Source organism: Bacillus sp. TH19 (assembly GCF_016651075.1).
In the GTDB taxonomy this organism is placed as follows: domain Bacteria; phylum Bacillota; class Bacilli; order Bacillales; family Bacillaceae_G; genus Bacillus_A; species Bacillus_A mycoides.
Genome location: NZ_JAEKEO010000010.1, coordinates 998,588 through 1,011,118, shown reverse-complemented (window position 1 = coordinate 1,011,118; position 12,531 = coordinate 998,588). Strand labels below are relative to the sequence as shown.

Annotated in this window: 16 protein-coding genes and 1 riboswitch; of the genes, 5 read left to right on the top strand and 11 right to left on the bottom strand. The window is 34.5% G+C overall.

Translation table 11 applies throughout. The features are described 5' to 3' along the window. Nucleotides 1-122 precede the first annotated feature (122 nt). A complete protein-coding gene (locus JFU54_RS22890; RefSeq protein ID WP_201066527.1) occupies nt 123-701 on the top strand; it encodes a GNAT family N-acetyltransferase in 579 nt (192 codons plus the stop codon). Nucleotides 702-761: 60 nt separating this feature from the next. Here the strand turns inward: JFU54_RS22890 and JFU54_RS22885 are convergent, their stop codons facing one another. Together JFU54_RS22885 and JFU54_RS22880 are read right to left on the bottom strand one after the other, a co-directional pair. Next, the gene (locus tag JFU54_RS22885) at nt 762-1,364 is read right to left on the bottom strand and encodes a histidine phosphatase family protein (protein WP_002140939.1); all 603 of its coding nucleotides are present in this window, start codon (nt 1,362-1,364) and stop codon (nt 762-764) included. An 80-nt stretch (nt 1,365-1,444) separates the two neighbouring features. After that, the gene (locus JFU54_RS22880) at nt 1,445-1,600 is read right to left on the bottom strand and encodes a hypothetical protein (protein WP_162531637.1); all 156 of its coding nucleotides are present in this window, start codon (nt 1,598-1,600) and stop codon (nt 1,445-1,447) included. A 256-nt stretch (nt 1,601-1,856) separates the two neighbouring features. Here JFU54_RS22880 and JFU54_RS22875 point away from each other — a divergent pair, with 256 nt between their 5' ends. Then, entirely contained in the window at nt 1,857-2,042 is a 186-nt protein-coding gene (locus JFU54_RS22875) for a YkvS family protein (RefSeq protein ID WP_002064385.1), read from the top strand. Nucleotides 2,043-2,092: 50 nt separating this feature from the next. On the opposite strand, the gene queF is transcribed toward JFU54_RS22875, so the two are convergent. The 4 genes from queF to queC are packed head-to-tail and all read right to left on the bottom strand — an operon-like array spanning nt 2,093 to nt 4,471. Continuing rightward, the gene (gene queF, locus JFU54_RS22870) at nt 2,093-2,590 is read right to left on the bottom strand and encodes a preQ(1) synthase (RefSeq protein WP_002140938.1); all 498 of its coding nucleotides are present in this window, start codon (nt 2,588-2,590) and stop codon (nt 2,093-2,095) included. Nucleotides 2,591-2,608: 18 nt separating this feature from the next. Further along, a complete protein-coding gene (gene queE / locus JFU54_RS22865) occupies nt 2,609-3,325 on the bottom strand; it encodes a 7-carboxy-7-deazaguanine synthase QueE (protein WP_201066525.1) in 717 nt (238 codons plus the stop codon). Then, nucleotides 3,318-3,809, bottom strand: a complete 492-nt coding sequence (queD, locus tag JFU54_RS22860; RefSeq protein ID WP_002011526.1) for a 6-carboxytetrahydropterin synthase QueD — start codon at nt 3,807-3,809, stop codon at nt 3,318-3,320. The genes queE and queD overlap by 8 nt, the downstream gene beginning before the upstream one ends. Beyond that, complete coding sequence (gene queC / locus JFU54_RS22855) at nt 3,809-4,471, bottom strand: 7-cyano-7-deazaguanine synthase QueC (RefSeq protein ID WP_002086813.1); 663 nt, start codon at nt 4,469-4,471, stop codon at nt 3,809-3,811. The genes queD and queC overlap by 1 nt, the downstream gene beginning before the upstream one ends. Before the next feature lie 93 nt (nt 4,472-4,564). Next, nucleotides 4,565-4,608, bottom strand: a riboswitch (PreQ1 riboswitch). 208 nt (nt 4,609-4,816) lie between these two features. Between queC and JFU54_RS22850 the strand changes: the two genes are divergently transcribed. Then, entirely contained in the window at nt 4,817-6,025 is a 1,209-nt protein-coding gene (locus tag JFU54_RS22850; protein ID WP_002140936.1) for an ATP-binding protein, read from the top strand. A 9-nt stretch (nt 6,026-6,034) separates the two neighbouring features. Here the strand turns inward: JFU54_RS22850 and JFU54_RS29870 are convergent, their stop codons facing one another. The 4 genes from JFU54_RS29870 to JFU54_RS22835 form a co-directional block, all read right to left on the bottom strand. Beyond that, nucleotides 6,035-6,151 carry a DUF6254 family protein gene (locus JFU54_RS29870; protein ID WP_000038354.1) on the bottom strand — a complete coding sequence of 39 codons (117 nt, stop codon included), beginning with the start codon at nt 6,149-6,151 and terminating at the stop codon, nt 6,035-6,037. A 105-nt stretch (nt 6,152-6,256) separates the two neighbouring features. Then, on the bottom strand, nt 6,257-6,790 hold the full coding sequence (locus JFU54_RS22845) for a DinB family protein (RefSeq protein ID WP_002030551.1): 534 nt from the start codon (nt 6,788-6,790) through the stop codon (nt 6,257-6,259). A gap of 138 nt (nt 6,791-6,928) precedes the next feature. Continuing rightward, nucleotides 6,929-8,623 (bottom strand): M3 family oligoendopeptidase, encoded by a 1,695-nt coding sequence (locus tag JFU54_RS22840; protein WP_002011536.1) that lies wholly within the window; start codon nt 8,621-8,623, stop codon nt 6,929-6,931. A 160-nt stretch (nt 8,624-8,783) separates the two neighbouring features. Then, a complete protein-coding gene (locus tag JFU54_RS22835) occupies nt 8,784-9,230 on the bottom strand; it encodes a MarR family winged helix-turn-helix transcriptional regulator (RefSeq protein ID WP_002011538.1) in 447 nt (148 codons plus the stop codon). A gap of 194 nt (nt 9,231-9,424) precedes the next feature. Between JFU54_RS22835 and JFU54_RS22830 the strand changes: the two genes are divergently transcribed. Continuing rightward, nucleotides 9,425-10,921 carry a DUF3149 domain-containing protein gene (locus tag JFU54_RS22830; protein WP_002140933.1) on the top strand — a complete coding sequence of 499 codons (1,497 nt, stop codon included), beginning with the start codon at nt 9,425-9,427 and terminating at the stop codon, nt 10,919-10,921. A gap of 29 nt (nt 10,922-10,950) precedes the next feature. Here JFU54_RS22830 and JFU54_RS22825 read toward each other — a convergent pair whose 3' ends face one another. Beyond that, complete coding sequence (locus JFU54_RS22825) at nt 10,951-11,232, bottom strand: aspartyl-phosphate phosphatase Spo0E family protein (RefSeq protein WP_002030543.1); 282 nt, start codon at nt 11,230-11,232, stop codon at nt 10,951-10,953. A 489-nt stretch (nt 11,233-11,721) separates the two neighbouring features. Between JFU54_RS22825 and JFU54_RS22820 the strand changes: the two genes are divergently transcribed. Next, nucleotides 11,722-12,492, top strand: coding sequence for a divergent polysaccharide deacetylase family protein (locus tag JFU54_RS22820; protein WP_002011545.1), 771 nt, complete (start codon nt 11,722-11,724; stop codon nt 12,490-12,492). Nucleotides 12,493-12,531: the final 39 nt, after the last annotated feature.

Below are 12,531 nucleotides of genomic sequence, written 5' to 3'. Positions count from 1 at the left end.
ATATACTAACATAGCTACTTCTCTATATCAAACTTTTTGATGCCCTGTATAACAAAGTTCCAAATCACTGTTTGATATTTTATTTTATGCTACAATATACATTTAGAACTAGGAGGGATACTATGATTCGGAAAGCAAAAAAGACAGATGCGGTAGAAGTAGCACCTTTATTGTATAACGCTCTGCACGAAATTGCTGAAAAAATCACAGATAGCACAGTTGAAGCAAAAGTAATACTAGGACTTGAAACATGGTTCGTAAAAGAAAATAATCGATTGAGCTATGAAAACTGTTTAGTGGCTGAACAAGGTGGAAAGGTAGTTGGGGTTATTGTCGTTTATCACGGTAGTGACGCTGAACAACTTGATGCACCAATCCTACACTACTTAAGAGAACTACATGAAGACGAATCCATTACGTTAGAAAAAGAAGCTGAACTTGATGAGTATTATATTGACACGTTGTCAGTTTCTAGTATGTACAGTGGACGTGGTATTGGCTCTAAATTAATCGATGCAGCTGAACTTCATGCAACTGAAAAAGGGCATGAAAAAATCGCCTTACTTGTTAATTTAGAAAACAAACGCGCTTTTTCACTATATGAAAAACTTGGTTTCAAAGAAGATAAAACCGTTATGCTCGTCGGTGAACCGTATGCCCATCTAATAAAACCATTACGGTCATTGGTTTCTATATCTTAAAAGGACAATTCTTTTTTACTTGTTATGCAGAGAAAGAGGCTGCCAAAGGGACAGCCTCTTTTAAATTAATTTTGTATTTAATACATTTCCATCCATCGCCTCATGAAATGTATACGTTGTACATCCCCATGGCTTCCTATGGAAAATAGGCGAACCAGACCACCCCATTGCCCTCAGTTCAGTCCCAATCATCGCATTAAAATAACTATGACCTACAAGGGCAATATGTCCATGTACGAGCGCATAGCGGTGCAACATATTAGTGGCTTGCCTTGCTCTTTCTCGTACTTCCTTATAAGACTCAACCTCTTTGCTATAACCAACTATCCATCGTGTACGTCCAATAAACATCCATACATTCGGTTTACATTTCAACCATTTTGGAGCATAAAAACTCGTTGGAACTTCAGCTTCCCTAAAAAGAGGATTTTGCACAAAAGATAGGGAATCCAATAACTCAGCCGCTGACTGTACAGCGCGCCTTTGATCACTCGTTACAACCAGTTTCGCTGATTCAATCGCCTCAATTGTTTCAATTGGTATAGGAGTTTCTTTTACTGTAGTCCCTAAATCATATTGCTTCATCCATTCACGAAATGAAATAATTGTCATTGGCTCTATAGTACTGTCCAAACGACCATGACGAATAAAAGAAATTCGCATTCTTTCCACTCCCCATTCATCACTTACGAACTATATTACGTACTTTTTTTATTGCCATCATACCATGCATAAAAAGAAAGTTATATATCCCCACCACTATCATGTGTTATCGAAGTGTGCACACCATCCAGTCCATCAAAATATGTAGTTGTTTCATGATGACGCACTTTCTTCAACTGTATATATGAAAATAAAAATAATAAAATCGCTATAAAGCTCCCCACAATTTCAAACATCATTTTCCAGCCCCTAATTTCCCCCACTTTAGTAGGTCATTGTATCTTTTATTATACTCCCGTATAAAGATGTATGCATTTTCATCATTCCTCTCCTAAACAATATTTTTTACATATTTCCTTACAAAAAGTGAATATTTTTCGAATTTTTACTTTGGAAACATTTACAAAGTAGTAAATATAGTTCAAAATAAGAAGAAATAAAAAAGCCCAAATTATTCTTTTTTGGGGAAAACTGGAACAAGGAGAGTTGCTTATGCAGATCGCAGAAACTGGAGATATCATTGAATTTAAAGGTGGAATGCAAGGCCGTGTTCAAAAGGTAAATCAAAACTCCGTTATTGTTGATATAACAATTATGGAGAATTTTAGAGAACTAGATATGGAACCTCTTACAGTTGTAAGCCATAAAAACTATACTGTCATTAATCAACATGCATAATATAATAGAAAGAAAGGATCTGTATATCATACAGATCCTTTCTTTCTATATTAACGATTATCGATCTTTTCTGGATATAAATCGTGATTCATCATGCGGTAGTCTGCCATTTTCTCATACTTAGTTCCTGGGCGGCCGTAGTTACAGTAAGGATCGATTGAAATACCACCACGTGGTGTAAATTTCCCCCATACCTCAATATAGCGTGGATCCATTAATTTAATTAAATCATTCATAATAACGTTCATGCAATCTTCGTGGAAGTCACCATGATTTCGGAAGCTAAATAAATATAGCTTTAAAGATTTACTCTCTACCATTCTTTGTTCTGGAATGTAGCTAATATAAATTGTTGCAAAATCTGGTTGTCCTGTTTTCGGACATAAACTTGTAAATTCAGGACAATTGAATTTTACAAAGTAATCACGGTTTGGATGGTTATTATCAAATACCTCTAAAATTTCCGGGCTATATTCAAATACATATTTTGTATTTTGATTTCCTAATAATGTTACATCTTTTAAATCTTCATCTAATCTTCCTGCCATTTTAAACATCCCTTCTCATTATACCCCTCGTTTATTTCCCCATACTAACGCATGAAGCTGAGGCAGTACTTTCGCATCATTCATTTCTTTACAATTCACAGCTTTTTCAATAAGCCACTCATATTTTTCTAATAGTTTTTTTATAAGCACCGCATCAACCACTGTTTTCGTATCATCATTCCCTACTTGTAAGAAAAATGGTACATTCGGATAACGCTCGTGCATCTTAACTGCATATTCAAAATCTTGATCATCGAATACTACTACTTTTAAACTAAAATCTTTCCCTGCTAGTTTATGAATAACAGAATCTAACATCTGAAAATCTGTTTTCATAGTTGAACTTGGTGGTTTTGGAGAAATCGTTACCTCATCAATTTGAAGCAACCAATCTTGCCATTTACTCCCTTGCGTTTCTACCGCTGTTCGCATTCCATTCTCCTTTAATATAGAAAGAAGAAATTGCATATTTTTCAGCAAAACAGGATTTCCACCCGAAATCGTAACATGAGAAAAATTTTCTCCACCAATTTCTACAAGCTCATTCCAAATGTCTTCCGGTGTCATTTGTTTAATTTGATCTTTGGCCGATCCATCCCATGTAAAAGCAGAATCACACCAATCACAGCTATAATCACAGCCCGCTGTACGGATAAACATTGTCTTTTGTCCTACAACCATCCCTTCTCCTTGAATGGTTGGACCAAATATTTCTAAGACGGGGATTTTACTCATCGAGCATCCACTCCCGTCTTACTTCCGCATAACTAGTCGGCGTCTCAAAAAGACGAACAAATTCAACACGAGCTCCCTTATATTCGTTCGCACGATTATCTTTCGTTAAGGCTTCTGCCATCTTTTCATAAATCCAAACGACCATATTTTCAGCAGTCGTATTCATTTCTGGCAATGTTTCGTTTAAATAACGATGATCTAAATAAATTTCTATTTCATTTTTCCAAATCTCTTTTATATCTCCAAAGTCAATTGCAAGGCCTATTTCATTTACATATCCGCTAATTCCAAATACGACTTTATATGTGTGTCCATGTAAATTTTTACATTTCCCTTCATAGCAGTGTAAATGGTGCGCTGCGTCAAATGTAAATTCCTTGCTGACCATTACTCTTTTATTATGATATTTGAGTTGTTCACGCTGAATATCCTTGTCCATTTTTTGCAAATTTTCTACGATGCGAAATCCAAAAAAGTTATCCATTAGTTGCTCGCTCCTTCGCGTTCTTGTAGATACGTATCTAATCCCGCTTTACGAAGTTGACATGCTGGACATTCACCGCAACCATCACCAATGATTCCGTTATAACATGTTAATGTTTTTTCTCTAACAAACTCAAATGCTCCAAGTTCATCAGATAATTTCCATGTCTCTGCTTTATCAATCCACATAAGTGGTGTATGAATAACAAACGGATAATCCATAGATAAATTTAATGTAACGTTTAATGATTTCACAAACACGTCACGACAATCTGGATAACCACTGAAATCAGTTTCACATACACCCGTTACAATATGACGTGCTCCAACTTGTTTTGCTAATACAGCCGCAAATGATAAAAATAGTAAATTTCGTCCATCTACAAATGTTGATGGCAATTCACCTTCTTCATGTGTAATCTCCATATCCGTTCTCGTTAACGCATTTGGAGCAAGTTGATTTAATAGGCTCATATCTAGTATCGTATGTTTAATTCCTAGCTCTTTCGCAATTTCCGCTGCACAATCAATTTCTAATTTATGACGTTGATTGTAGTTAAATGTTACAGCTTCCACTTCTTCAAACTGCTGTATCGCCCAAAATAAACATGTTGTACTATCTTGTCCACCACTAAAAACAACAACTGCTTTTTCTTTTTTCATTTCACTCATTCTCCTTCTCTACTACGAATAAGAAGAAAGAACGTTCTTGAACTGTCACAATAAAAAAACAAAACAATACCTAATGATATTGTTGTTTCCATAGTTTTTTATAGAGGGAGTTCGCGAACCTCTCCCATGCAGTGCACGGAATTTCTTCTTTCATTGACAAAGATTATTGTAACATATTGTATACTACCAGAAAAAATTTCTGATTTTTTCCGCTATTTCGCATTTCATTTATTTCATTTTATAGTATGATTAATTTAATGTTAAAAGAGAGGAGGCATCCCACTGGAACTCTTTATTATTTACCTCTTTTTAAATATATTATCTATTCTCGTTACAATGCTCGTATATCATTTATTTTGGAATCAGAAAGGGAAACGATCTCCTAAATTAAATTCAGCCATATTTATTGTATTGTGTTGCCTCGCTACCATACTATGTATCACTTTCGCAGCAAAAACAAATAATGGTTTTCAGTTCGACATGCGACATATCGTATTAATTGTCGGCACGTTAACGGGAGGGCCTATTGCTGGTGGTTCTATTTTAGCTGTATTAAACATTTATCGCTTTTTATTGGGAGGAATAGGTGCGTTTCCATCCTTTATCGCTTCTATTCTCCTATTTATTGTTCTACTATTAACATACAAATTTTTTAATCGAAGTTCTAATCATATAAAAATAACACTTGCTATTTTTTACAGTCTTACTTATGGATTTGGTTGGATACCATTTTTCCTTGCAAGTGTTACAAATGAGGCAGATTATATACCACATATCATTGTGTACGAACTATGTACGATGATTGGTACGATCCTTATTTTATATTTACTACACATATTACAAATGCAAGTTCGTCTCCAAAATGAACTTATGAACGCTGAGAAATTTCATTTAATCGGCGAAATGGCAGCTTCTATCTCTCATGAAATTCGTAATCCTTTAACTGCAACGAAAGGTTTTTTACAACTTTTACAGTCAGATGCATGTTCTGAGAAAGAACGAAAATTATATATCGACATAGCCATTAATGGTATCGAACAAGCAAATCACGTTCTTACAGACTACTTAACTTTTGCAAAACCGAGTATTGAAAAAGAACAAAAATTACAAGTAGAGGAAGAATTACTTCATGCGTTGTCTTTGATCACACCTCTCGCCAATTTAGCAAATGTTCGTATAAATTATATAAAACAAAGTACATCTTTCTTTATCGCTGGCGAAAAGCAAAAACTGAACCAATGTTTATTAAATATTTTTAAAAATTGTATTGAGGCTATGCCTACAGGTGGCGACCTTATTCTTACATTAGTTCCAGACCATAAACATATACAATTATATATAAAAGATACAGGAGTTGGTATGGATCAAGAACAAATAAAACGCCTTGGATCACCTTTCTACTCAACGAAAGAAAAAGGTACCGGACTCGGAATGATGGTCGTCTTCAGCGTCATTCAAGCAATGGATGGAAAGATTGATATTATGAGCGAAAAAGGTACAGGTACAACTTTCTTATTAACTTTCCCACTCATACAAAAAACGTGATGAACTTCATCACGTTTTTTCTGTTCCTTCAACTAATTCTGCAAAAGCTTTCACTTTCCCATGCGGCTTTTGATTTTCTTTCCGAGCTTTCCAGGCGCGCTCTTCTTCTCTCTTTTTCTTTGACATGCTTTTCAACTCCTTCTTTTCTTTTCTCCATGTAGTATTCCAAAATGAGAAAGAAAACTATGCATGAGTAAAAAAGAAAAGAAGCGGTTCCCCACTTCTTTCATTTTAACGCTGTAAAATTGCATGTTTCGCTTCTTTTAGCTGTGTAAGATGTCTTTGTTCGTGTAAATCTAGAAATTGAACCCATTGATATAAATTCAAATCATTAAAAATAGGATGTTTTAATCCATTTTCAAATAATTCTTTTTCATCTATTACACTATGAAGGGCATGTAATAATTCTTGTCGTGAATGTTCTAGTAATTGAATTCCTTGCAGTTTTTTCATTAATGTTTCTGTTGGTTTCATTTGTTGAGGAGCTTCCCTTTTATGTGTGCGATCAAGCGTAAGTTGGAGGTCTTTAAATGGAGCAAGTTTTCTTTCTTTTTTTTGCAAAGCATATACAAGGGCAGATGTGACAGACTGTTCAACTAAATGCAAATGATGCAAAATTTGAATAATACTCCATTTATCACGGCGTGGCTTTACATTCACCTCCGTATCATTTAACATTTCAATTTCTGATAACAGCGTGCTTCGTGTAGACTGTAATGAGTGGACTAAAGTTTCTAAACTAACATCCATATTAGATTGAAGCATAGTGCTTTCCCCCCTTTTGTTGGTGAAAAGGGGCGCTCCTCATTAGAAACACCCCTAAAATAATTCTGAATTTTCTTTTATTATCTCATCATTTTTCTATTATGTCGATGTTAAACATAGGAAAAAAGTGCATGTTTTTTACAATTTTGTGTCGTCAACAGCACGTAACCACGCTTCAATTTCTGTAATTACACTTTTTACACACCCTTCAGCGAATGGTGATGTTAAATTTGCAACTTCTACTAATTCTAAGAATGATTTACTTCCACCTTGTTGACAAAGATTCACATAATCTTCCCAAGCCTCTTGTCTATTATCTCTTGCACGTTTCCAAAATTGCAGTGCACAAATTTGAGCTAACGTGTAGTCAATATAATAGAAAGGTGAACTATAAATATGACCTTGACGTTGCCAGAAACCACCACGCTCTAAATAATCATTATCTTCATAATCACGATGTGGTAAATACTTCTTCTCTATGTTACGCCATGCTGACTTACGTTCTGCTGGCGATGCTTCTGGATTTTCATATACATAATGTTGATATTCATCTACAGATACACCGTACGGTAAGAATAGAAGTGCTGAACTTAAGTGTGAGAAATAATATTTATCCGCATCTTCTTCAAAGAATAACTTCATCCATGGCCATGTAAAGAATTCCATACTCATTGAATGGATTTCACATGCTTCATATGTTGGCCAATTATATTCTGGAATTTCATACTTACGACTTTCATATACTTGGAAAGCATGACCAGCTTCATGTGTTAATACATCAATGTCCCCAGACGTTCCATTAAAGTTTGAGAAGATGAATGGCGCTTTATAATTCTCGATATATGTACAATATCCACCACCAGCTTTTCCTTTTTTCGCAACTAAATCTAATAAATCATTATCGAGCATGAAATTAAAAAACTCATCTGTTTCAGCTGATAATTCTTTATACATCGTTTTCCCATGATTAATAATCCAATCGGCATCGCCTTTTGGAGTTGGATTACCTGTAGCAAACTCAAAGTTTTCATCATAATAAGCGAGCTTTTCTACACCAATGCGTGCTTTTTGTCTATTTCTTAACTCGGTTGCAACTGGAACGATATAATCTAATACTTGCTGACGATAGTTCGCTACCATTTCAGCATTATAATCTGTACGATACATTCTTGCATATCCTAATTCAACAAAGTTTTTAAAACCAAGTGTTTTTGCGATTTTCGTTCTCACTTTAACAAGCTCATCATAAATACGATCTAACTCTTCCTCGTTCTCAGCTAAAAATCCGTAGTATGCTTCACTTGCTGCTTTGCGTTCACTTCTTTCTTTTCCTTGCATAAACGGAATAAGTTGCGATAACGTTCTTTCTTCTCCTGCAAAGTCAATCTTTGCAGATGCTAATAACTGTGTATATTGCGAAGACAATTTATTCTCTAATTGTAAATCTTTCACTACTTCATCTGAATATGTTTTTAAATCACATTCAGCTAGAGCAAATAATTGCTTTCCATAATACGCTTCTAATTCTTCGCGGAATGGAGAATGAATTAACGCATTATAATACTTTGTACCATACCCTTGTACAACTGGAGAGAATTCATCAAAGAAATCCTGCTCATCCTTATAAAAGGCATCTGTCGTATCAACAGAATGACGAATGTAACAAAGGTTCCCCATTGTACCAAAGTCATTACGAATTTCGTTAATTGAATTGATAACTTGTTTTTGTTCTTCTACAGTTTTTGCGTTATCAAACTTCTCTAAAGCAACAGTAAATTTCCCTTTTAATTCTTCAATATTTGGCCGTTTATATTCATAGTCTTTAAATGACATGAACGAGCCCCCTCTCCATTATATGCATCATTATTATAATTCAATTCTTACTTACAAATCTCCTCTTATTCTTCAGCAAAATGCGGTAGATGATGTCATAAATACATGCACACAAAAAAGCCTTGGATTTCTTTATCCAAAGCTCCTTTGGAACATATCATCATTTTTCATACTTTCCAATTTTTTTCAATAGCTCGAGTAATTCATCCTTCTCATCCTTCGTTAACATTTCAAAAGACTGATATATAACTTGCTCATGACCTGGAAAAATAGAAGCAATAAAGCTCTCTCCAGACTCCGTTAATTGTGCATAAATAACACGCCTGTCATTTGGACATGGAATTCGTTTTACAAGCCCTTTTTTCTCTAGCTTATCTACAACGTATGTAATGCTGCCACTAGCTATTAAAATACGCTCACCGATTTGCTGAAGTGGTTGGCCTCCTTTATGATATAGTAATTCTAATACAGCAAACTCAGTTGGATTTAATCCGTTACTTTGTATGGATTTATTTGTAGTATCCATAACAGAACGATGTACACGGGATAATGCAATAAATACTTTTAAAGATTGAGAAATGTCTTCTCGCTCATTATTTGATGTCATACCATTTCAACCCTTCACTTAAATTCTCCGCAACAAAAAGAAAAGCAACGTAGCACTTCATTACAACTTCCGAATGAATATTCACTCATTCCTTTTCCTTTCCCTAATGTAATGCAAATGATTCTTGAATAAAAACATGACAATTTTAACATAGTTTATATATAATGATAATAAAAAAAGAAGGAGTACCAAATTTGAAAGTCAAATTACAAAGCATAGTTTTTTACATACTGCTTGTTATACTGCCAACGATAGGGATTGGTGCCACATTTTTTTCATATCACACTTATCAAATGAAACAGGCAAACAAACTATCTGCTCACACTGTTCTCTTTTTATATAGAGACTATTTAGACCATCACCTTGGTGAAGCTATATCTGCCTTAGAAATGCTCGCAAAAGTCGTAGGGACCGAAACTGGAAACATCAATGGGATTAAACAGATTGTACATGATACCGATGGAAATGATGAACGTTTTTCCGGTCTATATTACGCTACGACAGATGGGATGATTACACTCGCATCCCAAGGCGATTCGCCGCCTATTGACGTTTCTGACCGCCAATACATCCAAGATGCGTTGCAATCTAAGAAAACAACTGTATCATCAGTTATTACAGATCGCGTTCTTGGACATCAAGCTATTATGATTGCGTCTCCAATATTTAATAGACAAAAGGAACTCTCAGGCTTATTATTAGCAAGTTTACGCTTTGACTACATTTCAGCCTCTTTAAATGCTATTAAACCACAATATCATTTCGAAGTGACTGATAAACATGATGTAGTTTTTCTAACCGATGATAATAACGAAACAAGCGATGGGCATTCTAACATGCTTACTACCCCACTCCAAAGATTAAATTGGAAAGTCTCTGTTTCTCCGTTACCTATTCATCAACAAACTTTATACCAGTTAGTTTCAATAGAGTGTATAGCTACTTTATTTTTAATGTCTATTTTATTTTTACTTGCTCAATACATGTTATTAAAACGTCAAACAAAACTAGAAAGACAACAAAATGAACTACAAAAAATTGAATTGGTTGGAACTTTTGCAGCTAGTACAGCTCATGAAATCCGTAACCCTCTTACTGGAATTAAAGGACTCGTTGCTCTGTTAAAAGAGAAATATAAAGATGAACAGGATCAGTTCTACTTTTCCGTAATCGAGCAAGAAATAGAGCGGATTAATGAAATTGTAAGCGAATTTCTTATTCTTGGAAAACCAACTGCCATCATTGAACAAACATATGATGTAAGAACGATTCTTAATGAGGTAGCATTAATTATCCAATCTGAATCGAATCTACATAACATTGTATTTCATTTACATTTGCCAGACCATCCTGTTCATATACGTTGCTCAAAAGACCATATGAAACAAGTGGTTTTAAACATTACAAAAAATGCAATTGAAGCCATGGCTTCTGGTGATACATTAACCATTGTAGTAACAAACAACGAAAAACACGCACACTTGCAAATTATTGATACTGGAAAAGGGATTCCTAAACATATTCAAAAACACCTCTTTCATCCGTTCTTTACTAATAAAGATACTGGAACAGGTCTTGGGCTTGTTATATGTAAACGAATTGTAGAGATGTACAATGGGCATATATTTATTGATAGTAAAGAAAACAAAGGAACGACAGTTCATATAGAGATTCCATTACACATAGTATAATTATCCTTATCCTAAAAGGGTAATTATACTTATTTCATAAAACCAGCTACAAACATTCTCCAAAAATTGTTTGATTTCCCTTCATACTCAATTTGAAAAATAGGAACCTTTATAATTGAAAACCATTTCGGTGTTTGTTTTTCTTTGTAACGCTGATACTGTACGATAAGCTTGTCCAATTCTTGACTAACTTGAATTGTCTCCATACTATTTAACCCACTTGTTAATCCTAAATGAATCATTTCTTCACGTTTCATATGAATATCATGCGAAAGCTTTTCTAATGTGTACTTCCTTTTTACAGTAAACATCCATATCCCCCTTATTTTTCTTCCATACTCTCAACGCCTCATCTACTTTAGCCCTTTAAACACTTAATTCTATTTAAAATTGAAGAATCAGAAAATTTAACATTTTTCCCCTGTAATTTACAAATCTTTACCCTCACTTTGAGAATTATTACAAATTATTCTATCTTTGTAAATACATTCGCAATAATAGACATTTTTTTCATCTTCTTTTTTGTAAATACTCAGTAAACAGTGGATTCTCTATTTTCAATTTACTTTTCTTCGACATTTTTTGTTTAATTTATGTAAAAACGCAAAACATAATGATGATTGATAAAGTGAACTTTAATCAGTGGGGGTTTTGTCCATCCCCCACTAATTATTAGCCTTCACCAATCGGGCGTTTACGGGCAGTGGATTTTCCACCTAACTTCTTTACTCCAGCCAAATTTTGAGGTGGGAGTCTTACTGTCCGCAAATAGCGGGATAAAATAGAAAGGAAATATTTATATGCGCAAATATACTATTACAGTTCTCATCTTCACCCTGTTCATACCATTCTTCCTCTTTCCTATTCAAGCAAACGCTCATACGAATAAAGTTGCTATTGTCATCGATGATTTCGGCAATAATATGAAAGGCACAGATAAGATGTTATCACTTCCTATTCCACTCACTGTTGCTGTTATGCCATTTCTTCCTTCTACTAAACAAGATGCAATAGCTGCCCATAAAAAAGGGCATGAAGTTATTATACATATGCCAATGGAACCAATTAGAGGAAAAAAAGAGTGGCTTGGACCAAAAGCGATTACAACAGATTTAAGCGATGAAGAAATAAACAACCGACTCGAACAAGCAATTCAAGAAATACCTCATGCAATAGGAATGAACAATCATATGGGATCAAAAGTAACCGCTGATGAAAGGATTGTACGTCTTATACTTTCTGCCTGTAAAAAGCACGGTTTATTTTATTTAGATAGTAAAACAAACCCTAATAGTGTTGTCCCAAAAATCGGTAAAGAATTAGGCGTTCCTATTATTGAAAACCAATTATTTTTTGATGATGTATATACGGTAAGTCACATTTCAAAACAAGCACAATTACTCATAAAAAAAATCCAAGACAAACCCATTATGGTAGCTATCGGACACGTTGGGGCTCCAGGTGAAATTACATCACGTATTATCGAAACTTCTATTCCTAAAATTCGTGAGCATGCAGACTTTATTTTTTTATCTGATTTAGCATTATCTCCACCTTCTGTTTCAAAATAAAATTCATTTCTCGTACTAAAAAAGATACCTATCTACACA